We start from the raw sequence: 22,914 nt of genomic DNA on the forward strand, positions 1-22,914 counted from the left end.
TGCCCGCCCTGCCTAGCTGAGGAGAAAAAATGCAATTCAAAAAACTGACCGACCTGGCCCTGGCCGGCAAACGCGTGCTGATCCGTGTCGACATGAACGTGCCGGTAAAAAATGGCGTGATCGGTGACGACACCCGCATCCGCGCCAGCCTGCCGTCCATCGAGCACTGCCTCAAGGCCGGTGCCAGCGTGATCCTGATGACCCACCTCGGCCGCCCCACCGAAGGCGAGCCAAAGCCGGAAGACAGCCTGGCCCCGGTCGCCGTGCGCCTGTCCGAGCTGCTGGGCAAGACCGTGACCGTGTCCGACAACTGGCAGGCCGGCCTGCAGTTGGCCGCCGGTGACGTGGTGATGCTGGAAAACGTGCGCCTGAACAAGGGCGAGAAAAAGAACAACGAAGAGCTGGGCCGCGCCTACGCCAGCCTGTGCGACATCTTCGTTAACGATGCTTTCGGCACCGCGCACCGCGCCGAAGCTTCCACCCATGCCGTGGCCAAGTTCGCCCCGGTCGCCTGCGCCGGTGTGCTGCTGGCTGCCGAGCTGGAAGCGCTGGGCAAGGCGCTGCAGGCACCGGCTCGCCCGCTGGTGGCCATCGTTGCCGGCTCCAAGGTGTCCACCAAGCTCACCATCCTGGAGGCGCTGGCCGACAAGGTGGATCAGCTGATCGTTGGTGGCGGCATCGCCAACACCTTCCTGCTGGCCGAAGGCAAGACCATCGGCAAATCGCTGGCCGAGGCCGACCTGGTGGAAGAGGCGAAGAAAGTCATCGCCAAGATCCGCGCCCGCGGTGGCAATGTGCCGCTGCCGAGCGATGTGGTGTGTGCCGGCGAGTTCGCCGAAACCGCCGCCGCCACGCTGAAAAACGTGGCCGAAGTGACCGCCGACGACATGATCCTCGACATCGGCCCGCAATCCGCCGCCGAGCTGGCCGCCATCGTCGCCCGCGCCGGCACCGTGGTGTGGAACGGTCCGGTGGGCGTGTTCGAGTTCGCGCAGTTCAGCGACGGCACCCGCGTGCTGGGCGAAGCCATCGCCAAGTCGCCGTCGTTCTCGATTGCCGGTGGTGGCGACACCCTGGCGGCGATCGCCAAGTTCGGCCTCACCGACGACATCAGCTACATCTCCACCGGTGGCGGCGCGTTCCTGGAATTCCTGGAAGGCAAGGAACTGCCGGCGGTAGCGATTCTGGCCGAGCGCGCCTGATTGCGCTGACGGTGACTGCGGCCAACGTTGGCCGCAACACCGGCACGCCGCCGTGCCACGCTGCCGCTATCATGGCAGCGGCCGGCGGCGGCACTCGCCGCACAGGATGTAACTTGCCGGGTACAGGCCTGCAGCCTAGACTCGGCAAGACTGTTTTCAAGGAGCAGCAAGCATGGCGTTCAATACCTGGATGATCTTCGTGGTGACGGTGTTTTTCGTCTCCGCCACCCCTGGCCCCAACATGCTGCTGGCGATGAGCCACGGCATCCGCTTCGGCTTGCGCGGCGCGCTGCCGACCATGGCCGGGCTGCTGCTGGCACTGGGGCTGATCATGGGCGGTTCCGCCGCCGGTCTGGGCGCGCTGCTGGCGACGTCCGAGCTGCTGTTCTCCATCGTCAAATATGTCGGCGCCGCCTATCTGGTGTGGCTGGGCTACCAGGCCTGGCGCGCACCGGTGAAGGCCGAAGCCGAAACCGCCACCGCCGACGCGGATGCCCCGGTCAGTGGCTGGCAACGCTTCCGCACCGGTTTTCTGGTGGCGATGAGCAACCCGAAAGCCTTTGTATTCTTTACCGCGCTGTTCCCGCAGTTCATGCGTGCCGATGTGCCGCAACTGCCGCAGCTGCTGGTGCTGGCCGGCACTTTCTACGTGATCGAAAGCAGCTGGCAACTGGTGTACGCCTTTGGCGGCGCCAAACTGAAACACTGGCTCACCAGCCCGCTGCGCCAGCGGCTGATGAACCGTTTTGCCGGCGGCTCGTTCATGGCGGCCGGCATCGCCCTGAGCACCGTTAACCGCGTGTAGTCGCCGCGGCCAACCTTACCCCGCGCCGGCCACGGCCGGCGCGACAAGCATTCAATTACTGGAGACTCATACCATGGCACTCGTTTCGATGCGTCAGCTGCTGGACCACGCAGCAGAATTCAGCTACGGCCTGCCGGCCTTCAACGTCAACAACCTGGAACAGATGCGCGCCATCATGGAAGCCGCCGACAAGGTAGATGCTCCGGTGATCGTGCAGGCTTCCGCCGGCGCGCGCAAATACGCCGGCGCGCCGTTCCTGCGCCACCTGATCCTGGCGGCAGTTGAAGAATTCCCGCATATCCCGGTGGTGATGCACCAGGATCACGGCACCAGCCCGGACGTGTGCCAGCGCTCGATCCAGCTGGGTTTCTCCTCGGTAATGATGGACGGCTCGCTGAAGTCCGACGGCAAGACCCCGGCCGACTACGCCTACAACGTCGACGTGACCCGCACCGTGGTCAACTTCGCCCACGCCTGCGGCGTGTCGGTGGAAGGCGAGATCGGCTGCCTGGGTAGCCTGGAAACCGGCATGGCCGGCGAGGAAGACGGCGTCGGCGCCGAAGGCGTGCTGGATCACAGCCAGCTGCTGACCGACCCGGAAGAAGCCGCCCAGTTCGTCAAGGACACCGGCGTGGACGCACTGGCGATCGCCATCGGCACCAGCCACGGCGCCTACAAATTCACCAAGAAGCCGACCGGCGACGTGCTGCGCATCGACCGCATCAAGGAAATCCACGCCCGCATCCCCAACACCCACCTGGTGATGCACGGCTCCTCCAGCGTGCCGCAGGAATGGCTGCAGATCATCAATGAATTCGGCGGCGACCTGGGCGAGACCTACGGCGTGCCGGTGGAAGAGATCGTGGAAGGCATCAAGCACGGCGTGCGCAAGGTGAACATCGACACCGACCTGCGCCTGGCCTCCACCGGTGCCATCCGCCGCTTCCTGGCGCAGAACCCGAAGGAATTCGACCCGCGCAAATACCTGAAGGTCTCCACCGACGCGATGCGCGACATCGTGCTGGCGCGCTACGAAGCCTTCGGCGCCGCCGGTATGGCCAGCAAGATCAAGCCGGTGAGCCTGGATGCCATGGCCAACCTGTACCTGAAAGGCCAGCTGGCGCAGATCGTGAAATAAGCGTCTGCCAGCATGCAAAACGCCACTCTGCGGAGTGGCGTTTTTTTATGGCTGTGGCCAACGTTGGCCGCATCACGCCACATGCAGCCGGTCGCGGAACAGCGCGGCAATCAGGTCGGACTGGCTGATCATGCCCACGAGCGTACCGTCGGTACGCAGTACCGGCACATGATGCAGACCGCGCTCGGCAAACAGCGGCACCAGCTCCACCAGATGCATGTCCTCGCGCACGCTCACCACCGGGCTGCTCATGATCGCCGCCACGCGGTTGACGGCACTGCGTCCGCCCAGCAAGCGCGCCAGCCGCTCGCGCAGCCCCTCCGGCGTGCCGTCCAGCCGCTTGAGGAAATCCACCAACGACACCATGCCCAGCACCTGGCCGAACTCACCGGTAACCGGCAGCGCCCGCACCTTGTGGTGGCGCAACAGTCGCCACGCTTCCTGCAGACTGGCATCCGGCCGCAAGCGCACCACGTCGCGGGTCATGAAGTCGCGACAGCGCACATCGCCCAGCCGGCGGCGGTAAGCATGCATCTCGGCCAGCGTCATCACCTGTTCCAGGTCTTCGCGGCTGATATCCAGCAGATGGTTGAAGCCCGCCAGTGCTGCACTGACGTCATCGTCGCGGATGCCCATGCGCGCCAGCGGCGACGGGTCGCTGGTCTGGTGGCGGCTGGCGGCCGGCAGCTGCCGCGGGTAGGGACGGCGCAGCAGGTAGCGGTTAAGCAACAGGGCGAACAGCAACATCAGCAGCGAGTTGCCGGCTACCAGACCGACGAAACCGAAGCCCATCGCCTGTACTGCCGGGCCGCCGATTACCGCGTTGAGGGCGATGGCGCCACCCGGCGGGTGCAGGCAGCGCAGCAGCATCATGGCAAAAATGGCCAGCGCCACCGCCAGACCGGCCGCCAGGGCCGGCATCGCCACATAGTGCGCGCACAGCACGCCGATAGTCGCCGACACCAGATGGCCGCCGACCAGCGGCCACGGTTGCGCCAGCGGGCTGCCCGGCAACACGTACAGCAGCACCGCGGCAGCGCCCATCGACGCCACCAGCATCGGCGCCGGCCCCAGCAGCCAGTGCGTGAGCAGCCCGGTCGCGGCAATGGCCAGCAGCGTGGCCAGCGTCACCGCCAGCCGTTCGCGCCGGCTGATCTGCAGCGGCTCCGGCCACCAGCGCCCGAGTTGGCCGCGCAGCACGGCCGGAAAATGGTTGAGTCTTGCAAGCATGCGACCATTGTATTGAAGATGTATTTCAACTGCCACTTAGCTGCCGCACCAGCGGCCAGCCGCAACTTGGCCGCGGCCGATGGCTTGCGTACACTGCTGTCATGAGCGAACTGTTCTCCCCCCTGGAATGGGTCTTTGTCATCATCCTGGCGCTAGTACCGCTGGCCGGCATCGTGCTGCACCTGTGGATCATGCTGCTGCGGCCACCCAAAACGCCGCCGGCTGACGACCAGCAGGCCGACTCCTGAGCCGCCCTGCGCCCGAAAGGAAAACCACATGAGTATGGACGTGATCGATTACGAGATTTTCGGCGACGACATGCAGTACGTCGAAGTGGAGCTGGACCCGGGCGAGGCGGCAGTGGGTGAGGCCGGCGCGCTGTACTACATGGAAGACGGTGTCAGCATGGACACCATCTTCGGCGACGGCTCTGCCGGCCAGAGCGGCCTGTTCGGCAAGCTGCTGGGCGCCGGCAAGCGGCTGATTACCGGCGAATCGCTGTTCACCACCGTGTACCAGAACCAGAGCCAGCAAAAGCGCAAGGTGGCGTTTGCCGCCAGCTATCCGGGCAAGATCGTGCCGGTGCACCTGCTGGAGCTGGGCGGCACGCTGTATGCGCAGAAAGACAGTTTTCTGGCCGGCGCCAAAGGCGTGAGCCTGGGGCTGGCGTTCCAGAAAAAGATCGGCACCGGCCTGTTCGGCGGCGAAGGCTTCATCATGCAGAAGCTGGAGGGCGACGGTTATGTGTTCTTGCATGCCGGCGGCACGCTGACCTGCCGCCAGCTGCATCCGGGCGAGATCCTGCGGGTGGATACCGGCTGCGTGGTGGCCTACCAGCCAAGCGTGGATTTCGACATCGAGTATGTCGGCAAACTCAAGAGCGCGCTGTTCGGCGGCGAGGGCGTGTTCTTCGCCCGCCTGACCGGCCCGGGCAAGGTGTGGTTGCAGTCGCTGCCGCTATCGCGGCTGGCGGATCGCATCGTGGCCGCCAGTCCGCGCGCCGGCGGCCGCAGCAGCGAGCAGGGTTCGATCCTTGGCGGGCTGGGCGATCTGATCGACGGCGACGATTAAGGCCGCGGCCAACGTTGGCCGCCAATGAAAAAACCGCCCGTACTCAACGGGCGGTTTTTTTGTCCGGATCGCGTCGGGCTTACTTGCCGCCGACCACACCCAGCTTGCTGCGACGGGCCTTCACCGCATCCGCCAGCGTTTGCAGCGTGGTTTCGGTGTCGTCCCAGCCGATGCAGGCATCGGTGATGCTTTGGCCGTAGGTCAGCTCGCAGCCCGGTTTCAGGTCCTGACGGCCTTCCACCAGATGGCTTTCCACCATCACGCCAAAGATGTGGGTATCACCCGCCGCCAGCTGACCAGCCACGTCCTGGCACACTTCCATCTGCCGCTTGTAGTCCTTGCGGCTGTTGGCGTGGCTGAAGTCAACCATCAGCTTCTGCGGCAGGCCGACAGCCGCCAGTTCGGCAGCAGCGGCTTTCACGAAGCGCTCTTCGTAGTTCGGCTCCTTGCCGCCGCGCAGGATCACGTGGCAATCCGGATTGCCGCCGGTTTCCACGATGGCGGAATGACCGGTCTTGGTCACCGACAGGAAATGGTGCGACACGCTGGCTGAGCGGATGGCGTCTACCGCGATCTTCAGGTTGCCGTCGGTGCCGTTTTTGAAGCCTACCGGGCAGGACAGGCCGGAGGCCAGCTCGCGGTGTACCTGCGACTCGGTGGTACGCGCGCCGATGGCGCCCCAGCTGATCAGGTCAGCCAGGTACTGCGGGGTGATCATGTCGAGGAATTCGGTGGCGGCCGGCATGCCCATGCTGTTGAGGTTGAGCAGCAGGCGGCGGCCGATGCGCAGACCGGCGTTGATGTCGTAGGATTCGTCCAGGTGCGGATCGTTGATCAGCCCTTTCCAGCCCACGGTGGTACGCGGTTTTTCAAAATACACGCGCATCACCACCACCAGCTCGCCGGCGTACTTGTCGCGCAGCGGCAGCAGGCGGCGGGCATATTCTTCGGCCGCAGCCGGGTCGTGGATGGAACAGGGCCCGATCACCACCAGCATGCGGTCATCCTCGCCGCGCAACAGGCGGGCGATGTCACGGCGGGTATGGTAGATCAGCTCGGCCGCCTGTTCGTTGATCGGCAGCTCGTACAGGTGCGCGATCGGGGGCAGCAGTTCCTTGATATCTCGGATTCTTACGTCATCGGTCTGGCGGTGCATGATTTTTTTCCTTGCCGGTCTGGCTATCTCTTTGCATAGCAACATTACCTGCTTGCACCCGTCGTGCCAAGCCTGCCGCGGCAAAACAAAAGGGCACCCCGCGGGGTGCCCTTGTGCTGCGGCCGACAGCAATCAGTCTGCGTACTGGCGCTTCATGCGCTCGCGGCGTTCCTGTGCTTCCACCGACAGGGTGGCGGTAGGACGTGCCAGCAGGCGCTTGAGGCCGATCGGCTCGCCGGTATCTTCACAGAAACCATAGGAACCGTCGTCGATCAGACGCAGGGTGGACTGGATCTTTTGCAGCAGTTTGCGCTCACGGTCGCGAGTGCGCAGCTCCAGTGCGTACTCCTCTTCCAGCGTGGCGCGGTCAGCCGGATCCGGCGTCGCCTCCTGCTCTTGCAGATGGCTGGCCGTGGCATTGGCGTTGCCCAACAGCTCTTGCTGCATCTGCAGCAGGCGCTCCTTGAAGAACTCAAGGTGGTCGGCGTTCATGTAGTCGTCGCCGGACCAGTTGAGGATGTCTTGTTCAGTCAGCTTGGCCATGATTTGAGCTTCCAGCTATTAAGAGTTTTGGCAAACAGGCGTGGAAGATTACCGACGGCATAAGGAAAGTGCAACACGGTAATAGAACATTCACGGAATTATCTATCTATATAGCTCCCGGTGGTATAAAGCTCAAGCCGCCGGACCGCAACTGGCTTGCGCTGGCGCAATACAATAAAAAAACGGCCCGAAGGCCGTTGTCGTTGCGCGGTTTGTCATTTGAGTGACAACACCCATTTCACCAGGACTTTGAGGTCGGCATCGCTGACCTGCGGGTTCGGCGGCATCGGAATGTTGCCCCACACCCCGGCACCGCCCGCTTTCACCTTGGCGAACAGCCGCGCCTCGGCGCCCTTGTCACCGGCATATTTTTTGGCCACATCCTTGTAGGCCGGACCGACCACCTTCTGCTCGACGGCATGGCAGGCGGTGCAATTGTATTTCTGTGCCAGCTGGAGGCTGGCAAAAGACGGCGCGGCCAACAGGCTCCAGGCCAGTGCGGCAAACAGTTTCTTCTTCATTGCTTCTCCTCCACAAGAGCAGCCGCCGCATCACGGCCGGCTGCGTTCCAGACCCGGATTACACCGCTACACCGCGAGTTGCAGCTGGGTCAAAAACACGCCCTCCAGCACCCGCAGCGGCAGCATCTGTATTACCTGGATGATCAGCAGCAGGATCAGCGGCGACAGGTCCACGCCCCCCACGTTGGCCGCACGGAACGGCTTGAGGTAAGGGCGGGTAAGCGCCTCCAGCACCGGGGACAACGCATTGTACGGGCTCACCCAGCTAAGAATAGCCTGCACGATCACGGCGCCGGACAACAGGTTCAGCGACTGGCGGAACAACTCCAGTATCGCCAGCAACAGCAGGCCGAACCAGGTTTGCGGGCTGGAAAAGTCATAGGGCATGGCATTGAGCGCCAGCACCAGCGCCACCACCACCAGCTGTACCAGCAGCGCCAACAGCAACGAGGCGCTGTCATAGCCGTGCCAGGACGGCACCCGGCGCCGTAGCGGCAACACGGCAAAGTTGGTCACCGCCATCACGAACTGGGTGAACGGATGCTTGTGCGGCGCCCGTGCCAGCTGCAGGTAGAAGCGCATCAGCAGCACCAGCACCAGCAGGCCGCCCAGAGTCGTCAGCAAAAAGCGTAATGTTTCCTGAATCAGCATGGATTAATCCCTGGACAGTTCGAGGCCCATTTCCACCGAACGGGCGCGGCAATCCATCGCCCCGGCGATGATGGCCTGTTTCACGCCTTCCGCTTCGAAGCGGAAAATCGCGCGCTCGGTAGTACCGCCCTTGGACATCACGTTCTGGCGCAGGGTCGCTACCGGCAGCGGGCTTTGCCGCGCCAGCTCAACCGCGCCATCAAAGGTAGCCAGCACCAGGCGGCGGGCCTCGTCTTCGGCAAAGCCGGCCTGCACCGCGCCTTCGATCATGCTTTCGATGAAATAGAACACATAGGCCGGGCCGCTACCGGAGACGCTGGTGATGTCATCGATTCCGGATTCGGCATCCAGCCAGGTGGTCGTGCCGACCGCCTGCATGATGCGGGTTGCCGCGTCGCGGTCGGCGGCGCCAACGTTGGCCGCAGCGTACAGGCCGGACACGCCCTTGCCGACCATCGCCGGCGTGTTGGGCATCACCCGCACAATGCGCTCGCTACCCAGCCAGCGCGTCATTGCCTCGCAGCGGATACCGGCCGCAATCGATACCACCAGCGCGCCGCCCAGCACCGGCGCCAGCGCCAGACAGACATCGCGCAGGCCCTGGGGCTTGACCGCCAGCACCACCACCTCGTCGGCGGCAAACTGCGTCGGCATCTCGGCGACGGCCTGCACCGCAAACTGTTGTTGTAACTGCTGACGTTTGTCGGCGTGCAGTTCGACCACGCGGATCTGATGTTCGCCACTGTTGCCCAGCCCGCCGATGATGGCCGAGGCCATGTTGCCGCCGCCAATAAAGGTAATCTGCATTACTTAGCCCTTGAAGGTTGAATACATTTGCGGGTACCCGTCACCGCTGCCTAGGCAGGGTAGTGACGCGCACCAAAGATAGCCGTACCGACCCTTACCATGCTGCTGCCGGCGGCGACCGCCTGCGCCATATCGGCCGACATGCCCATCGACAGGGTATCCAGCACCATGCCCTCGGCCGCCATCTGTTGCTGCAACTGGCGCAATACGCCAAACCGTGCGGCCAACACTGCCGGATCCGGCGACGGCTCCGGAATGCACATCAGCCCGCGTAACCGCAGACCGGGCAACGTCGCCACCGCCCGCAGCAACGCCGGTGCCTCTTGCGGTGCACAGCCGCTCTTGCTGTCCTCGCCGGATACATTGACCTGCACGCAGACATTCAGCGCCGGCATCGCCGCCGGACGCTGCGCCGACAGCCGCTCGGCAATCTTCAGGCGGTCCACGGAATGCACCCAGTGCGCCAGCTCGGCAACCGTGCGGCTCTTGTTGGACTGCAACGGGCCGATGAAATGCCATTCGATGTCCAGATCGGCCAGTTCGGCACATTTGGTCTGCAGCTCCTGCACATAGTTCTCGCCGAAAGCCCGCTGACCGGCAGCATAGACTTCGCGGATGGCATCCGCCGGAAAGGTCTTGCTGACCGCCAGTAACTGGACATCCTGTGGCGGCCGCCCTGCGGCCAACGCTGCAGCGGCCAGCTTGTCGCGTACCTGCTGCAATGCCTGTGCGAGTTGCGTCATATGACTCTATGGATTGGTTAGATTCGGACCACCGGCCAGCCTGGCGATGCCGCCGTGCCGGTTGGGCAATGCCGCCGAAAGCGGCCTTCATGTTTACGTGCTGCGGCTTGCCGGTGAAGCAATGCCGATCGCCAACCGGCCACCAGCACCCTCGGGAATTATATGGATGTGCTGCAGCAAGAGCCAGAAACCCTTAACCGGCATGATTGCGCATACCGGCCTTGCTTGCCGGCATGGTCATCCTGCTGCAGACCGTCACCCGCCGGCTGCGGCCAACCGCTACAGCAAGCAGGCGACTAGGCTATAAAACGGTAGCAGAGAGTGCAGGAGGTTCACATGCAGTTCCACGACGACATGGCACGTTCCAACCGGCTGCATGAGGTCGAAATGAACAGTGCCAAACATCAGGAGGCTTACCGCCGACTGGAGCACGAGCTTGGCATCGCCGACAACATTGCCGCGCTGGAAGGCGACCACTACAACGGCATGGCGGTTGAGGTCGCCGCCTTGCGCGAACTGTTTACCGCCAAACGCCGGCCGGAAGACCTGCAGGCAAAACAGCATAAAAGCTTCGACTACATCGCCACCCGCATCAACAAGCGGCGCAAGGCACTGCGCGAATGCTACTTCGCGGTTGCCGACATCGAACCGCGCAAGCAGCTGATCCTGCACCGGCGCGCGCCACGGCGCCTGGTGTGCGAGGTCTTGCAAAGCGAGCTGGATAGCGCCCGCCATACATTGCAGACGGTGAAGCACACCGCCCACGCCAAGCCCTGGCTGCTCGGCGCGGCGGCCAGCGCCGGCGCAGTGTTGCTCGGCGCCGGCATCGCCGGTGTCTATGGCGCGCTGGCGGGTCTGGCCGCCGGCCTGTTTCTTGGCAAATGGCTGGTCGACAGCCATCAGAAGAAAATCCAGCGCCAGACCAGGGCGGCACAATGGCATGTCGACAGCCTGTCAAACCTGCTGCTGGCCTGCCGGCGCGCGCCGGAATGGTTTACCGAGGCGGAGGAAAACAGCGGCGAACGGGATTTGTACGAAGTGTAAGACCGTAACCTCCCCCAACGCGCAACCGGTGACGAGCCCCCGGCCGGCGCCAACCGGTGCCGGCAGCGCCGGCATGGAGCCGCCGTTGGCCGCCGTGTATGATTCAGCCAGCTAGCGCAATAATCCTACGATCAACTGCAGCACGACGGCGCCGCCAGCCCGGGCCCAGCCAGCCGGCACGCCACAGCGAGTACCAGGGGAAAACAAGATGGAAATTTCGGACCTGCTGGCCTTTACCGTCAAGAACAAGGCCTCGGACCTGCACCTTTCCGCCGGCTTGCCGCCGATGATCCGCGTACATGGCGACATCCGCCGCATCAACCTGCCGCCGATGGAACACCGTGATGTACACGACATGGTGTACGACATCATGAACGACTTCCAGCGCAAGATTTTCGAAGACTCGCTGGAGTGCGACTTTTCCTTCGAAGTGCCCAATCTGGCGCGCTTCCGCGTCAATACCTTCATGCAGAACCGCGGCATGGGCGCGGTGTTCCGCGTGATTCCGTCCAAGGTGCTGTCGCTGGAGGAGCTGAACGCGCCCAAGATATTCCGCGACATTTCCCAGTACCCGCGCGGCATCGTGCTGGTCACCGGGCCGACCGGCTCCGGTAAATCCACCACCCTGGCGGCGATGATCGACTTCATCAACAACAACGAGTACGCGCACATCCTGACCGCGGAAGACCCGATCGAATTCGTGCACGAGAGCAAGAAGTCGCTGATCAACCAGCGCGAGCTCGGCACCCAGACCCGCAGCTTTGCCAATGCGCTGAAAAGCGCGCTGCGTGAAGACCCGGACGTGATCCTGGTCGGCGAAATGCGTGACCTGGAAACCATCCGCCTGGCACTGACTGCGGCGGAAACCGGCCACCTGGTATTCGGTACCCTGCACACCAGCAGTGCTGCCAAGACCATCGACCGTATCGTCGACGTGTTCCCGGCGGCGGAAAAGGAAATGGTGCGCGCGATGCTGTCGGAAAGCCTGCGCGCGGTGATATCGCAGGCGCTGCTGAAGACCAAGGATGGCGGCGGCCGTGTGGCGGCACACGAAATCATGATCGGCACCCCGGCGATCCGTAACCTGATCCGGGAAAACAAGCTGGCGCAGATCAACTCGATGATCCAGACCGGCCAGCAATATGGCATGCAGACACTGGACCAGTGCCTGCAGGATCTGGTCCGCCGCAATATCGTGTCCGACGAAGAGGCGCGCGGCAAGGCCACCAATAAGGATCTCTTCTAAGCGGAGCCGGCGATGGAAAAAGAACAGGCGTCAAAATTCATCAACGATCTGCTGGCCCACGCCGTCAGCAAGAACGCATCGGATATCTTCATCGCCGCGGAATTCCCGCCGGCGATGAAGATCGACGGCAAGATCACCCCGGTATCACCGCAGGTGCTATCCGGGCAGCACACCAAGGAGCTGGTGCGCTCGGTCATGAACGACCGCCAGACCGAGGAATACGAGGCCAACAAGGAAGCCAACTTTGCCATCAGTCCGCCCGGGGTTGGCCGCTTCCGCGTCAGCGCCTATGTGCAGCAGGGCAAGGCCGGCATGGTACTGCGCAAGATCAACACCGAGATCCCCACCTTCGATCAGCTGCAGCTGCCGGAGGTGCTGAAAGACATCGCGATGATCAAGCGCGGGCTGGTGATCTTCGTCGGCGGTACCGGCTCCGGCAAGTCCACCTCGCTGGCCGCACTGGTGGACTGGCGCAACAGCAATGCCGCCGACCACATCATCACCATCGAAGACCCGGTGGAATACGTGCATGCGCACAAGAAAAGCATCGTCACCCAGCGCGAGGTCGGCGTGGATACCGAGAACTGGGATGTGGCGCTGAAGAACACCCTGCGCCAGGCGCCGGACGTGATCCTGATGGGCGAAATCCGCGACCGCGAAACCATGGGCTACGGCCTGCAATTCGCCGAGACCGGCCACTTGTGCCTGGCGACACTGCACGCCAACAACGCCAACCAGGCGCTGGACCGCATCCTGAACTTCTTTCCGGAAGAACGTCATCAGCAGGTGCTGATGGACCTGTCGCTGAACATGAAGGCCATCATCTCGCAGCGGCTGGTGCCGATGAAAGGCGGCAAGGGCCGTACTGCGGCGATCGAGGTGCTGATCAACAGCCCGCTGATTTCCGACCTGATCTTCAAGGGCGAGGTGGCCAGCATCAAGGAGGTGATGTCCCGCTCGCGCGAATCCGGCATGCAGACCTTCGACCAGGCACTGTTCGACCTGTTCGAAGTCGGCAAGATCGGCTACGAGGATGCGCTACGCAATGCCGACTCGGTAAACGACCTGCGGCTGCAGATCAAGCTGCACAGCGAAACCGCCAAGCACCAGGGCGTCGAGCAGGGCGGGCTGGACCACCTCGACATCATCTAGCCGCCAGCGCCCCGCGCGATACCGGCCACGACAGTGGCCGGTATTGTTTTATGCGGCCAACCTTTCGTACTGCGACAGCGATAAGGTTGGCCGCATCCTTGCCGGCACGGCTTGCAATAAAAAACGCCGCGCAAGGCGGCGTTGGCGTGCAATGCGCGACGATCAGTGCTGCAGTATCTTGGACAGGAACTGCTTGGCACGCTCGGAACGGGCATCCGGGTTACCGAAGAACTCGTCCTTGCTGCAGTCTTCCACAATGTGGCCGCGGTCCATGAAGATCACACGGTTGGCCACCTTGCGCGCAAAACCCATCTCATGGGTGACGCACATCATGGTCATGCCTTCCTGTGCAAGCTCCACCATCACGTCCAGCACCTCGTTCACCATCTCCGGGTCCAGTGCCGACGTCGGTTCGTCGAACAGCATGGCGATCGGGTCCATCGCCAGCGCACGGGCAATCGCCACGCGCTGCTGCTGGCCGCCAGACAGCTGGCCCGGAAACTTGCCCGCATGCGCCTTCAGGCCGACGCGATCCAGATAGTGCATGCCCTTCTGCATCGCCTCGTCCAGACTACGTCCCAGCACGCGTTGCTGCGCGATGGTCAGGTTTTCGGTAATCGACAGGTGCGGGAACAGCTCGAAGTTCTGGAACACCATGCCGATGCGGGCGCGCAGTTTCGGCAGGTCGGTCTTGGCATCGCCCACCGAGATGCCGTCGACGAAGATCTCGCCTTTCTGGAACGGCTCCAGCGCGTTGACGGTCTTGATCAGCGTGGATTTGCCGGAGCCGGACGGGCCGCACACCACCACCACTTCACCCTTGCTGACCTTGGTAGTGCAGTCGGTAAGCACCTGGAATTCGCCATACCACTTGCTGACGTTCTTGATGGAAATCATGCTCATACTGCCAACCTCTTTTGCAGACGCTTCACCAGGGTGGACGCGCCGAAACTGATCACAAAGTACACCGCACCGGCAAAAATCAGGAACTCATGCGGCAAACCCACGATGTCGCCCTTGGAGCGGGCCGTGTTGAGGAAATCCATCAAACCGACAGCATAGACCAGGGATGTATCCTGGAACAGGATGACAGACTGCTGCAGCAGCAGCGGCATCATCTTGCGGAATGCCTGCGGCAGGATGATCAGGCGCATCGCCTGGCCATAAGTCATCCCCACCGCGTAGGCCGCATGCAGCTGGCCACGGGGGATGGACTGGATGCCGGCCCGGACGATCTCGCAGTAGTAGGCGGCCTCGAACATCATGAACGCCACCAGGCACGAGGTAAACGCGCCCACCGAGACAAACGTGCCGGTGATCCAGTTCAGCAGCATCGGTACCGCCAGGTAGAACCAGGTGATCACCAGCAGCAACGGGATGGAACGGAAGTAGTTGACGTAGGTCTTGGCCAGCCCGGACAGCAGCGGGTTGCTGGACAGCCGCATCAGCGCCAGCACGGTACCCAGCGCCACACCGCCGCTGACGGCCAGCACCAGCATCTTCAGTGTCAGCAGCATGCCTTCCCACAGCGCCGGCATGGCCGGAACAATCTGGGTGAAATCCATTATTTTGCCCCTCCCATCATGCCGGGCACGCGCACCTTGCGCTCAACCCAGCTCATCAGGCCCATCAGGCTCATGTTGAGCACGAAGTAAATGATGGTCGCAAGGGTAAATGCCTCGAACATATTGGCGGTGAATTCCGCGGTCTGCTTGGTCTGCGCCAGCAGCTCCATCAGCCCGATCAGCGAGGCCACCGACGAGTTCTTGAAGATGTTGAGAAACTCGCTGGTGAGCGGCGGGATGATGATGCGGAACGCCTGCGGCAACAGCACGTGGCGGTACATCTGCGCCTGGTTGAAGCCGACCGCCAGCGCGGCGGCACTCTGCCCCTTCGGCAGCGCCTGGATGCCGGTGCGCACCTGTTCACAGACCCGTGCGGCGGTAAACAGCGCCAGGCACACCACCACCGAGATATAGGCCGAGGTGGTCGGCGCCAGCTCCTGCTTGAACCAGATCTGTGTCTGTTCCGGCAAGTAGTCCGGTACCAGGAAGTACCACACGAACAGCTGCACCAGCAGCGGCACGTTGCGGAACAGTTCGACATAGCCTGCGGCAAAGCTGGCAGCCGCCTTGTTCGGCAGGGTACGCATCACCCCCAGAATGGAACCGATGATCAGCGCCACGATCCAGGCCACCAGCGCCACCGCGATGGTCCAGCCCAGGCCGGAAATGAACCAGTCAAGGTAGATTTCGCTGCCGATACCGGTGGACTTGAAGAAAACGTTCCAGTCCCAGTTGTAATTCATTGATGTCTCCAAAGAAAAAGGGGCGCAAGCCGCGCCCCTTCGCAAGCGGGAGGGGGAGTTCCCCCTGCCGGTTACGTTGGCCGCAAGCCGAACTTACCCGCTTGGCTAGCGATCATGCCTGCTTACATCTGCTCCGCAGACTTGTCGGTCGGCTTGGCTACCAGCTCTTTCAGCTCGTCGGACATCGGGAAGTTCAGGTTCAGACCCTTCGGCGGTACCGGGCTGGTGAACCACTTGCTGTAGATCTTGTTGATTTCGCCGGACTTGTAGGTGGCCTTGATGGCGTCATCGACTACTTTCTTGAACGCCGGATCATCCTTGCGCAGCATGCAGCCGTAGATTTCGAACGACTGCGGCTTGCCGGTCACGACCCAGGCAGCCGGGTTCTTGGCCTTGGCCAGTTCGCCGTACAGCAGCGCGTCGTCCATCATGAAGGCCACGGCGCGGCCGGACTCCAGCATCAGGAACGATTCGCCATGGTCCTTGGCAGAGATGATGTTCATGCCCATCTGCTTCTCGGCATTCATCGCCTTCAGCAGACGCTCGGAAGTGGTACCGGCGGTGGTCACCACGTTCTTGCCCTTCAGATCCGGGAAATCCTTCACGCCGGAAGTCTTGGAGGTCAGCAGGCGGGTACCGATTTCGAAGATGCCCACCGAGAAGGCAACCTGCTTCTGACGTTCCAGGTTGTTGGTGGTGGAGCCGCACTCCAGATCCACGGTGCCGTTCTGTACCAGCGGGATACGGGTCTGCGAGGTCACCAGGTTGTAACGTACTTGCAGGTTAGGCATCTTCAGCTGTTTTTTAACAGCCTCAACCACTTTCAGCTGCAGGTCGTGCGAATAGCCCACCGGGGTCTGCCCATCAGCCAGGTAGGAGAACGGAATCGAGGCATCGCGGTGACCCAGCACAATCACGCCGGATTCCTTGATCTTGTCCAGGGTACCTTCGGCCATGGCCGGAGCGGCAACAGCGGAAGCGATTACGGCAGTAGTCAGCAGTCGTTTGGTAAAACGCATGAGTTTCTCCATTTTTCTCGGGTTTTTTGCTGCTTGTCCCGGCCGCCCCGGGTAACGGGGCGACCCGAATTGAATGCTTTTTTCTAGTTCATCGGCGTCAGCAACTGACGCAGGAATTGCTTGGCACGATCATGCTGCGGGTTGGTAAAGAAGCTTTCCGGATGCGCCTGTTCGATGATCTCGCCGTGATCGACAAACACCACACGGTCGGCCACTTCACGGGCAAAACCCATCTCGTGAGTCACCACCATCATGGTCATGCCGGACTCGGCCAGATCCTTCATTACCTTCAGCACCTCGCCGATCATTTCCGGGTCCAGCGCAGAGGTCGGCTCATCGAACAGCATCACGCGCGGTTCCATCGCCAGGCCACGGGCAATCGCCACGCGTTGCTGCTGGCCGCCGGACAACTGCGACGGGAAAGCATCTTTCTTGTGTGCCAGACCAACCTTTTCCAGCAGATTGATGGCCTGCTTTTCGGCGGCCACCTTGTCCATGCCTTTTACCTTGATAGGCGAAAGTGTGATGTTTTCCAGTACCGATAGATGCGGGTACAGGTTGAAATGCTGGAACACAAAGCCGACTTCGGCGCGCAGCGCGTTCAGGTTGGTCTTCGGATCGGTCACATTGACGCCATCAACCCAGATCTCGCCTTCGTTGATGGTTTCCAGCTGGTTCACCGTGCGGATCAGCGTGGACTTGCCGGAACCGGACGGCCCGCACACCACCACCACCTCGCCCTGGGTCACTTCCAGGTTGACGCCCTTGAGCACATGCAGGTCCTTGAACCACTTGTGCACATTGTTAAATCGGATCATGACTTCCCTTTTCCCACCGTATGTAGAAGATCCCCGTCGTCGCTTGCGCGCTCTTGTCTGACGGAACGAACCCGGCATCCGTGCCGCAGGCTAAACCGCCTGCAGCATGTCACCTTTAGCCGGCCAGTGCATTCGCAATGGCCACATATTGCTCCACGCAGAGGTTTTCGGCGCGCAACCCGGCATCGATGCCCAGTGCGGCCAACTTCTCGTCGTCGATTATGCCCTTGAGGTTGTTGCGCAGTGTCTTGCGACGCTGGGCAAATGCCTGCGCCACCACCTGCTCCAGCACAACCTCGTCGCGGGCAATGCCGCAACGGCCCGGAACGGGGATCATCCGCACCACCGCCGAGTCAACCTTCGGCGGCGGGTAGAACGAACCGGGCGGTACCAGCAAGATCTGTTCCATGTCGAAACGGTACTGCAACATCACCGTCAAACGGCCGTAATCCGGGGTGCCGGGTACCGCCACCATGCGGTCCACCACCTCTTTTTGCAGCATGAAGTGCATGTCGATCACCCGCTCGCCGTAGCTGGCAAGATGGAACAGCAGCGGGGTGGAAATGTTGTACGGCAGGTTGCCCACCAGCTTGAACTTGCCGTCGGTCACCGTGCCGAAATCGAATTCCAGCGCATCGCCTTCATGGATGGTCAGCCGCTCCGGCGGGTATTCGCGCTTCAGGCGCGAGATGATGTCGCGGTCGATCTCGGCGACATGCAAATGGTCTAAACGCTGCAGCAACGGCTTTGTCAGCGCCCCCAGGCCCGGCCCGATCTCGATCACCACGTCGTCGCGACGGGCGCCAACGGCGTTGACGATATCCTCGATCACCCGCTGGTCCTGCAAAAAGTTCTGGCCGAATCGCTTGCGCGGTATGTGTTTACTCATGAAATGTCCGGATAGCTAACAAAGCACAAAGCCCGCACATCGCTGCGCAGGCAGTTGGCTGAAAAAAACGCGGCCACCGTGTTCACCTTAAATCGTCATGGCCGTTTTGCCATGACAAAGTGTAACGGCGGCGATGAAAACGCATGCGTACGGAAAACCGGATGGGCAACCCCGCCACCATACGCCAGCCCGAATGCCAGGTCTAATGCCCGGCAGCCAGTTGCCGCACGCCGGCCACCAGCACGGCATACCGCGCGAACTTGCCCACGCCGATCCAGCACAGGCAGGACCACCACGGCAAACGCAGCCAGCCGGCTGCCAGCGGCAGTGCGTCACCGATCACCGGCACCCAGCTCAGCAGCAGGGTCAGCGGCCCGAAACGGCCGAACCATGCCGCCACCCGTGGTGACATAGTCCCCGGCGGCACCCGCCGCCCCAGCCAGACACTGCTGAGGCTGCCGGCGGTATTGGCCACCGTCGCCACCAGCAGCGCCAGCAGCCACAATCCCGGCCGCTGCAGCAACAGCGCGCCCAGCGCCAGCTCGGAGCTGCCGGGCAGCAGGGTAGCCGACAGGAAGGCCGATGCGGCCAACCCTGCCAGCAACAGCGCGCTGTCCACGCTTATACGCTAAAGCGGAAAGCCTCGCCGGCGGCCGTGCTGACCCCCTGCGACAGCGTGGCACCGAACTCGGCGCCGTCGCGGCTGGCAATCCACTGTCCATCGCGACAGGCAAAAGGGAAACCGCCGCTCTTTGCCGCGATCCACAGCTCCTGGTTCGGCACATGGCGGTTCACCACCACCTTGCCGCCATCCTCGAACTCGATCTCCAGCACGTTGCCGCTGATCACGCAGTCCACATCCAGCCCGGCGTCGTCCAGCGCATTCTCGATGCGGCGGAAAATATCATCGCTCAGGCGCAGGAATTCGGTTTCGCTCATTGCTTCATCCTGTCCAAAAGGGGGGCCGTGCAGCTTGGGAGAGTCCGCAGCAGCCTGTTAGACTGCCATTTTGCCATAGCTACCCACTGGAATCCGTATGCGTACTGCGCTGCTACTGTCCCTGCTCTGTGCCACCCTGGCTGCCTGCGGCTATAAAAGCCCGCTGTACCTGCCCAAACCGCCGGCCGACCACGCCACCGCGAGCGCCGCCAAATGAGCCGGCTGGCCGTACGTGCGGCCAACCTGGCCGATGCCGGCGAGCGCGCACTGCTGGTGCGGCTGACCGACGGCTACGCCCGCGACCCGATGGGCGGTGGCGATGGCCTGTCTGCCGCTGCACGTGAGCAGCTGGCGGATGCGCTGGGCCGCCACCCCGGGCTGTTTGCGGTGATTGCCGAGCTGGATGGCGAGCCGGTAGGGCATGCGCTATGCGTGCTAGGGTTTTCCAGCTTCTACGCCGCGCCGGTGTGCAATCTGCACGATCTGTCGGTACTGGCCAGCGGCCGCGGTAAAGGCCTGGGCCGGCGGCTGATGCAGGCGGTTGCCGCCGCCGCCAGCGAACGCGGCTGCGCCAAGGTGACGCTGGAAGTACGCGAAGACAACCATGTCGGGCTGGCGCTGTACCACAGCGAAGGCTTTGCCCACGCCGGGCTGGGCGGCACCCGCTACCTGATGCTGGAAAAGAAACTGTAATTCCTGCCGCCAGGCGGGCCGCCGCTTACGGCGCAGCGCTGGTCTGGCCCGCTTCGTCGTCGCCCGATAGCTGCAGCCGGTTGCGGCCATTGCGCTTGGCGCGGTACAGCGCGACATCGGCGGCGCGCAGCGCTTCGTCCCAGGATTGTGGACTGTCACACCAGTGCAGGCCGAAGCTGGCGGTGACATGCAGCAGCGGGTGCACCTCCTGCCAGCTGTAATCCATGATCGCCAGCCGCAAGCGCTCGCAACACACCAGCACGCTCTCCACGGTGGTATCCGCCAGCAACAGCACAAACTCCTCGCCGCCATAGCGCGTCACCAGATCGCTGCTGCGCGTGCGCAGGGTGATCAGCTGCGCCACCTTGGTCAGCGTCTCGTCGCCGACGGCATGGCCGAAGCGGTCGTTGATGCTCTTGAAGTGGTCCAGGTCCAGCACTACCACCGCCAGCCCGCCGCCCTCGCTGCCGAGCCGCGCCAGCCGCGCCGGCCCTTCCAGATCCAGTAACCGGCGATTGCCCACCCCGGTCAGCGGGTCGACCAGCGCGGCTTTTTCCAGCTCGTTCATGCGCGCATCGGCCACCGCTTTTTCCGCCTCCAGCCGCGCCGCCCGCAACCGTTCGCGCTCCGCCTGCAAGCGCTCGCGCTCGGTCGCCAGCTGCGCGCTGGTGATTTCCAGCTCCTTGCGGATCGCCCAGCCCTGGGTGCTGCTGCGCTGGTTGGCTAGTTCCTGTTCGATGCGGCGCAGCGCCTCCAGCTCCACCAGTGCCTGCTGGAACTCGCCGCACTCCTTGTACAGCCGGTACAGGCTCTCGTGCGCCAGCACCTTCATGTCGAACTCCAGCACATCGTTCTGCGCCAGCAGCGCATGCAACGCCGCGGCCGCCGCCTGGTGCTGGCCGCAGTGATGCAGCAGGGTGGCCTCGGCCAGATCGACATTGCGGCGGATATGGGTAAAGTGCCCCTCTTCGGCCAGGGTCTGCGCCCGGGCCAGCGCAGCCTTGCTGTCGGCAAAGTTGCCGAGGTTGGTGTGGATTTCCGCCAGATTGATCGAGGCCGTCGCCAGCGAATGCAGGTTGTTGCCACTGCGCGCCAGCTGCTCGGCCAGCTCGAACTGGGTGCGCGCCAGCAGGAACAGCCGCTGCGCCTCGTCGCCATTGCCCAGCACTTCCTGCTGCAGGCCGGCGGCGCGGTACGTCACCCCGAGATTGGTCAGCGCACTGAAACAGGCGACATCGTCCGCGGCCAACCTGGCCTGGCTTTCCGCCTGCTGCAGCAGGCCGACGCACTGCTCCAGGTCGCCCAGCGCGGAGAACGAGGCCAGACCGGCACGGTTCAGCGCCCACGACAGCAACAGCGGGTCATCGCACAGGCGGGCGCCGCCCAGCGCCTCCAGCGCGTATTTCAACGCGTCCTGGCCCAGCCCCATCTCGTTGCAGGCCATCGACACGGTACACAGCACATCGGCGCGGATGGCGGCGTCGTTGACAAAATCCAGTACCGAGGCGGCTTCCAGCCCGTACTGCACGGCATCGGTCAGCCGCCCCAGCCGCAACGAGTGCAGCGCCAGCAACACCAGCGCCTCGTCGCGCTGGCGACGAAAGCGCGGCAGGCTGCACAGCGCCAGCGCATCCGCGGCGGCCTGGCAGCCAAGATGATGCTCGCCATTCTGCCGCGCCCGGCGTGCCTGGCGCAGCAGCAGGGAGATAGTGCGGCTGGTTCCCGGCGTCGTGGCCGGTAGCGGTGACTCATGCATGGCGTTAGCCGTGACTCGTGTTGGCATTTGTTTTTTTATTGGCGGTAAGCTGTAAGCAAACCGCTATTAAACGGAGGCATTTCAATAACGCATTGCTTTATATCGCCTATTTCGTCGCCGGAACAGAGGCTACACACGTCATAGCCGGTTTTTTTGCCGCCTGCTGACCGGTCGCGCCACAACTGCTGTCTTCTTCAAGCAAGCGCATCAAATTTTGAGAAATTCCGCCACCTGCGCTAACAGCTGCCTGCGGCCAGCTGTTGCTGCCATACCACCGCTAGCCACCCGTTTTTGCCGCTACTGACAGCAGGCTGTCAGTAGCACCTGTCGATACTGGCGACATGCAGCCGTGCTGCCAACCCGAGGAGTCCATCATGTCGCCGTTTGTTCACTGGTTCGAAATTCCCGTTACCGACTTTGCCCGCGCCGTCACCTTCTACCAGCAAGTGTTCCAGTTGCAGTTGCGGCTGGAACACTTCATGGGCGAGCAAAACGCGGTCTTCACCCTGGCGGATGGCAGCAGCCACGGCAGCCTGTTGCACAGCCCGCGACTGCAAGCGGCGGCGCAAGGTTGCCGGCTGTATCTGGATGGCGGCGCCGATCTGGCCGCGCTGCTGGCCCGCGTCGCACCGGCCGGCGGCCAGGTGCTGATGGAGAAAACCGCACTGCCGGATGGCATGGGCGATATCGGCCAGTTCGCCGATCCGGACGGCAACATCATCGGCGTGCATAGCGCGCCATGAGCCGCTACTGGATCGGCGTTGCCAGCCGCGACCACGTTGGCCGCGGCGTGGCCGGCGGCTTTGCCCAGCTGTGCCACGGCAAGGCGGGGCCGCTGGCGCGCCTGCAGCCGGGTGACGGCCTGGTGTATTACTCGCCGCGCGAAGTGTTCGGTACCGACACGCCATGCCAATGCTTCACCGCCATCGGCATCGTGCAGCCGCGCCAGCCGTATCAGGTGCAGATGGCGGCGGATTTCACCCCGTGGCGGCGCGATGTGCAATTCGTACCCGCCACGGCCGCGGTCATCCGTCCGCTGCTGACCCGGCTGGCCTGTATTCCGGACCCGCAGCACTGGGGCCAGGCATTCCGCTTCGGCCTGCTGCAGATCAGCGCCGCCGACTTCCGCTTGATTGCGGCGGCGATGGGCGCGACACTGCCCGCTTCCATGCTGACGGAGTAA

28 protein-coding genes are annotated in these 22,914 nt (G+C 63.1%); 12 read left to right on the forward strand and 16 right to left on the reverse strand.

Annotated elements, in window-relative coordinates; translation table 11 throughout:
• Positions 1-29 precede the first annotated feature (29 nt).
• The 3 genes from HU218_RS00675 to fba all read left to right on the forward strand — a co-directional run bounded on the left by HU218_RS00675 (position 30) and on the right by fba (position 3,145).
• On the forward strand, positions 30-1,202 hold the full coding sequence (locus HU218_RS00675; protein WP_174872993.1) for a phosphoglycerate kinase: 1,173 nt from the start codon (positions 30-32) through the stop codon (positions 1,200-1,202).
• Positions 1,203-1,374: 172 nt separating this feature from the next.
• Positions 1,375-2,007, forward strand: coding sequence for a LysE family translocator (locus tag HU218_RS00680; protein WP_174872994.1), 633 nt, complete (start codon positions 1,375-1,377; stop codon positions 2,005-2,007).
• A gap of 73 nt (positions 2,008-2,080) precedes the next feature.
• Positions 2,081-3,145, forward strand: coding sequence for a class II fructose-bisphosphate aldolase (gene fba / locus HU218_RS00685; RefSeq protein ID WP_174872995.1), 1,065 nt, complete (start codon positions 2,081-2,083; stop codon positions 3,143-3,145).
• A 72-nt stretch (positions 3,146-3,217) separates the two neighbouring features.
• Here fba and HU218_RS00690 read toward each other — a convergent pair whose 3' ends face one another.
• Positions 3,218-4,375 carry an HPP family protein gene (locus HU218_RS00690; RefSeq protein WP_174872996.1) on the reverse strand — a complete coding sequence of 386 codons (1,158 nt, stop codon included), beginning with the start codon at positions 4,373-4,375 and terminating at the stop codon, positions 3,218-3,220.
• 101 nt (positions 4,376-4,476) lie between these two features.
• On the opposite strand from HU218_RS00690, the gene HU218_RS00695 reads away from it, so the two are divergent.
• Together HU218_RS00695 and HU218_RS00700 are read left to right on the forward strand one after the other, a co-directional pair.
• Entirely contained in the window at positions 4,477-4,623 is a 147-nt protein-coding gene (locus HU218_RS00695; protein WP_174872997.1) for a hypothetical protein, read from the forward strand.
• Between the two features lie 28 nt (positions 4,624-4,651).
• On the forward strand, positions 4,652-5,446 hold the full coding sequence (locus HU218_RS00700) for a TIGR00266 family protein (protein WP_174872998.1): 795 nt from the start codon (positions 4,652-4,654) through the stop codon (positions 5,444-5,446).
• Positions 5,447-5,525: 79 nt separating this feature from the next.
• Here the strand turns inward: HU218_RS00700 and aroG are convergent, their stop codons facing one another.
• The 6 genes from aroG to HU218_RS00730 form a co-directional block, all read right to left on the reverse strand.
• A complete protein-coding gene (gene aroG, locus HU218_RS00705) occupies positions 5,526-6,602 on the reverse strand; it encodes a 3-deoxy-7-phosphoheptulonate synthase AroG (RefSeq protein ID WP_174872999.1) in 1,077 nt (358 codons plus the stop codon).
• A 132-nt stretch (positions 6,603-6,734) separates the two neighbouring features.
• On the reverse strand, positions 6,735-7,145 hold the full coding sequence (dksA, locus tag HU218_RS00710; RefSeq protein ID WP_174873000.1) for an RNA polymerase-binding protein DksA: 411 nt from the start codon (positions 7,143-7,145) through the stop codon (positions 6,735-6,737).
• Positions 7,146-7,360: 215 nt separating this feature from the next.
• Positions 7,361-7,666, reverse strand: coding sequence for a c-type cytochrome (locus HU218_RS00715; RefSeq protein ID WP_174873001.1), 306 nt, complete (start codon positions 7,664-7,666; stop codon positions 7,361-7,363).
• A gap of 66 nt (positions 7,667-7,732) precedes the next feature.
• Positions 7,733-8,317 (reverse strand): YggT family protein, encoded by a 585-nt coding sequence (locus tag HU218_RS00720; RefSeq protein ID WP_174873002.1) that lies wholly within the window; start codon positions 8,315-8,317, stop codon positions 7,733-7,735.
• A 3-nt stretch (positions 8,318-8,320) separates the two neighbouring features.
• Positions 8,321-9,124, reverse strand: coding sequence for a pyrroline-5-carboxylate reductase (gene proC, locus HU218_RS00725; RefSeq protein WP_174873003.1), 804 nt, complete (start codon positions 9,122-9,124; stop codon positions 8,321-8,323).
• A gap of 50 nt (positions 9,125-9,174) precedes the next feature.
• On the reverse strand, positions 9,175-9,867 hold the full coding sequence (locus HU218_RS00730; RefSeq protein ID WP_174873004.1) for a YggS family pyridoxal phosphate-dependent enzyme: 693 nt from the start codon (positions 9,865-9,867) through the stop codon (positions 9,175-9,177).
• Positions 9,868-10,203: 336 nt separating this feature from the next.
• On the opposite strand from HU218_RS00730, the gene HU218_RS00735 reads away from it, so the two are divergent.
• From HU218_RS00735 to HU218_RS00745, 3 genes are all read left to right on the forward strand, one after another.
• Complete coding sequence (locus HU218_RS00735) at positions 10,204-10,911, forward strand: hypothetical protein (RefSeq protein ID WP_174873005.1); 708 nt, start codon at positions 10,204-10,206, stop codon at positions 10,909-10,911.
• A 208-nt stretch (positions 10,912-11,119) separates the two neighbouring features.
• Complete coding sequence (locus HU218_RS00740; protein WP_174873006.1) at positions 11,120-12,157, forward strand: type IV pilus twitching motility protein PilT; 1,038 nt, start codon at positions 11,120-11,122, stop codon at positions 12,155-12,157.
• 12 nt (positions 12,158-12,169) lie between these two features.
• Positions 12,170-13,309, forward strand: coding sequence for a PilT/PilU family type 4a pilus ATPase (locus HU218_RS00745; protein WP_174873007.1), 1,140 nt, complete (start codon positions 12,170-12,172; stop codon positions 13,307-13,309).
• 162 nt (positions 13,310-13,471) lie between these two features.
• Here the strand turns inward: HU218_RS00745 and HU218_RS00750 are convergent, their stop codons facing one another.
• The 8 genes from HU218_RS00750 to cyaY all read right to left on the reverse strand — a co-directional run bounded on the left by HU218_RS00750 (position 13,472) and on the right by cyaY (position 19,282).
• Entirely contained in the window at positions 13,472-14,206 is a 735-nt protein-coding gene (locus HU218_RS00750) for an amino acid ABC transporter ATP-binding protein (RefSeq protein WP_174873112.1), read from the reverse strand.
• Between the two features lie 2 nt (positions 14,207-14,208).
• Complete coding sequence (locus tag HU218_RS00755) at positions 14,209-14,874, reverse strand: amino acid ABC transporter permease (RefSeq protein ID WP_425509239.1); 666 nt, start codon at positions 14,872-14,874, stop codon at positions 14,209-14,211.
• The gene (locus tag HU218_RS00760; protein WP_174873008.1) at positions 14,874-15,617 is read right to left on the reverse strand and encodes an amino acid ABC transporter permease; all 744 of its coding nucleotides are present in this window, start codon (positions 15,615-15,617) and stop codon (positions 14,874-14,876) included. Before HU218_RS00760 ends, HU218_RS00755 begins: the two co-directional genes overlap by 1 nt.
• 122 nt (positions 15,618-15,739) lie before the next feature.
• A complete protein-coding gene (locus HU218_RS00765) occupies positions 15,740-16,636 on the reverse strand; it encodes a glutamate/aspartate ABC transporter substrate-binding protein (RefSeq protein WP_174873009.1) in 897 nt (298 codons plus the stop codon).
• A gap of 83 nt (positions 16,637-16,719) precedes the next feature.
• Complete coding sequence (locus HU218_RS00770) at positions 16,720-17,454, reverse strand: amino acid ABC transporter ATP-binding protein (RefSeq protein ID WP_174873010.1); 735 nt, start codon at positions 17,452-17,454, stop codon at positions 16,720-16,722.
• Positions 17,455-17,569: 115 nt separating this feature from the next.
• A complete protein-coding gene (gene rsmA, locus HU218_RS00775; RefSeq protein WP_174873011.1) occupies positions 17,570-18,343 on the reverse strand; it encodes a 16S rRNA (adenine(1518)-N(6)/adenine(1519)-N(6))-dimethyltransferase RsmA in 774 nt (257 codons plus the stop codon).
• Positions 18,344-18,545: 202 nt separating this feature from the next.
• Complete coding sequence (locus tag HU218_RS00780) at positions 18,546-18,962, reverse strand: YqaA family protein (protein ID WP_246210680.1); 417 nt, start codon at positions 18,960-18,962, stop codon at positions 18,546-18,548.
• Between the two features lie 2 nt (positions 18,963-18,964).
• The gene (cyaY, locus tag HU218_RS00785) at positions 18,965-19,282 is read right to left on the reverse strand and encodes an iron donor protein CyaY (RefSeq protein WP_174873012.1); all 318 of its coding nucleotides are present in this window, start codon (positions 19,280-19,282) and stop codon (positions 18,965-18,967) included.
• Between the two features lie 97 nt (positions 19,283-19,379).
• Here cyaY and lptM point away from each other — a divergent pair, with 97 nt between their 5' ends.
• Together lptM and HU218_RS00795 are read left to right on the forward strand one after the other, a co-directional pair.
• A complete protein-coding gene (lptM, locus tag HU218_RS00790; RefSeq protein WP_174873013.1) occupies positions 19,380-19,499 on the forward strand; it encodes an LPS translocon maturation chaperone LptM in 120 nt (39 codons plus the stop codon).
• The gene (locus tag HU218_RS00795) at positions 19,496-19,975 is read left to right on the forward strand and encodes a GNAT family N-acetyltransferase (RefSeq protein ID WP_174873014.1); all 480 of its coding nucleotides are present in this window, start codon (positions 19,496-19,498) and stop codon (positions 19,973-19,975) included. Before lptM ends, HU218_RS00795 begins: the two co-directional genes overlap by 4 nt.
• A gap of 25 nt (positions 19,976-20,000) precedes the next feature.
• On the opposite strand, the gene HU218_RS00800 is transcribed toward HU218_RS00795, so the two are convergent.
• The gene (locus HU218_RS00800; protein WP_174873015.1) at positions 20,001-21,731 is read right to left on the reverse strand and encodes a GGDEF domain-containing protein; all 1,731 of its coding nucleotides are present in this window, start codon (positions 21,729-21,731) and stop codon (positions 20,001-20,003) included.
• Between the two features lie 374 nt (positions 21,732-22,105).
• Between HU218_RS00800 and HU218_RS00805 the strand changes: the two genes are divergently transcribed.
• Positions 22,106-22,474 (forward strand): VOC family protein, encoded by a 369-nt coding sequence (locus HU218_RS00805; protein ID WP_174873016.1) that lies wholly within the window; start codon positions 22,106-22,108, stop codon positions 22,472-22,474.
• Positions 22,471-22,914 (forward strand): EVE domain-containing protein, encoded by a 444-nt coding sequence (locus HU218_RS00810; RefSeq protein ID WP_174873017.1) that lies wholly within the window; start codon positions 22,471-22,473, stop codon positions 22,912-22,914. Before HU218_RS00805 ends, HU218_RS00810 begins: the two co-directional genes overlap by 4 nt.

It is taken from the genome of Vogesella oryzae (assembly GCF_902829295.1).
GTDB classification, from domain to species: Bacteria; Pseudomonadota; Gammaproteobacteria; order Burkholderiales; family Chromobacteriaceae; genus Vogesella; species Vogesella oryzae.

Coding starts and splice junctions, on each gene's coding strand:
- fba (WP_174872995.1), top strand. CDS start 2,081: ATGGCACTCGTTTCGATGCGTCAGCTGCTGGACCACGCAGCAGAATTC.
- HU218_RS00720 (WP_174873002.1), bottom strand. CDS start 8,317: ATGCTGATTCAGGAAACATTACGCTTTTTGCTGACGACTCTGGGCGGC.
- HU218_RS00750 (WP_174873112.1), bottom strand. CDS start 14,206: ATGATTTCCATCAAGAACGTCAGCAAGTGGTATGGCGAATTCCAGGTG.
- HU218_RS00735 (WP_174873005.1), top strand. CDS start 10,204: ATGCAGTTCCACGACGACATGGCACGTTCCAACCGGCTGCATGAGGTC.
- HU218_RS00675 (WP_174872993.1), top strand. CDS start 30: ATGCAATTCAAAAAACTGACCGACCTGGCCCTGGCCGGCAAACGCGTG.
- HU218_RS00760 (WP_174873008.1), bottom strand. CDS start 15,617: ATGAATTACAACTGGGACTGGAACGTTTTCTTCAAGTCCACCGGTATC.
- HU218_RS00695 (WP_174872997.1), top strand. CDS start 4,477: ATGAGCGAACTGTTCTCCCCCCTGGAATGGGTCTTTGTCATCATCCTG.
- HU218_RS00795 (WP_174873014.1), top strand. CDS start 19,496: ATGAGCCGGCTGGCCGTACGTGCGGCCAACCTGGCCGATGCCGGCGAG.
- HU218_RS00745 (WP_174873007.1), top strand. CDS start 12,170: ATGGAAAAAGAACAGGCGTCAAAATTCATCAACGATCTGCTGGCCCAC.
- HU218_RS00700 (WP_174872998.1), top strand. CDS start 4,652: ATGAGTATGGACGTGATCGATTACGAGATTTTCGGCGACGACATGCAG.
- HU218_RS00800 (WP_174873015.1), bottom strand. CDS start 21,731: ATGCATGAGTCACCGCTACCGGCCACGACGCCGGGAACCAGCCGCACT.
- HU218_RS00770 (WP_174873010.1), bottom strand. CDS start 17,454: ATGATCCGATTTAACAATGTGCACAAGTGGTTCAAGGACCTGCATGTG.
- HU218_RS00715 (WP_174873001.1), bottom strand. CDS start 7,666: ATGAAGAAGAAACTGTTTGCCGCACTGGCCTGGAGCCTGTTGGCCGCG.
- HU218_RS00805 (WP_174873016.1), top strand. CDS start 22,106: ATGTCGCCGTTTGTTCACTGGTTCGAAATTCCCGTTACCGACTTTGCC.
- lptM (WP_174873013.1), top strand. CDS start 19,380: ATGCGTACTGCGCTGCTACTGTCCCTGCTCTGTGCCACCCTGGCTGCC.
- rsmA (WP_174873011.1), bottom strand. CDS start 18,343: ATGAGTAAACACATACCGCGCAAGCGATTCGGCCAGAACTTTTTGCAG.
- HU218_RS00740 (WP_174873006.1), top strand. CDS start 11,120: ATGGAAATTTCGGACCTGCTGGCCTTTACCGTCAAGAACAAGGCCTCG.
- proC (WP_174873003.1), bottom strand. CDS start 9,124: ATGCAGATTACCTTTATTGGCGGCGGCAACATGGCCTCGGCCATCATC.
- HU218_RS00765 (WP_174873009.1), bottom strand. CDS start 16,636: ATGCGTTTTACCAAACGACTGCTGACTACTGCCGTAATCGCTTCCGCT.
- HU218_RS00690 (WP_174872996.1), bottom strand. CDS start 4,375: ATGCTTGCAAGACTCAACCATTTTCCGGCCGTGCTGCGCGGCCAACTC.
- HU218_RS00810 (WP_174873017.1), top strand. CDS start 22,471: ATGAGCCGCTACTGGATCGGCGTTGCCAGCCGCGACCACGTTGGCCGC.
- HU218_RS00680 (WP_174872994.1), top strand. CDS start 1,375: ATGGCGTTCAATACCTGGATGATCTTCGTGGTGACGGTGTTTTTCGTC.
- cyaY (WP_174873012.1), bottom strand. CDS start 19,282: ATGAGCGAAACCGAATTCCTGCGCCTGAGCGATGATATTTTCCGCCGC.
- HU218_RS00755 (WP_425509239.1), bottom strand. CDS start 14,874: ATGGATTTCACCCAGATTGTTCCGGCCATGCCGGCGCTGTGGGAAGGC.
- aroG (WP_174872999.1), bottom strand. CDS start 6,602: ATGCACCGCCAGACCGATGACGTAAGAATCCGAGATATCAAGGAACTG.
- HU218_RS00730 (WP_174873004.1), bottom strand. CDS start 9,867: ATGACGCAACTCGCACAGGCATTGCAGCAGGTACGCGACAAGCTGGCC.
- dksA (WP_174873000.1), bottom strand. CDS start 7,145: ATGGCCAAGCTGACTGAACAAGACATCCTCAACTGGTCCGGCGACGAC.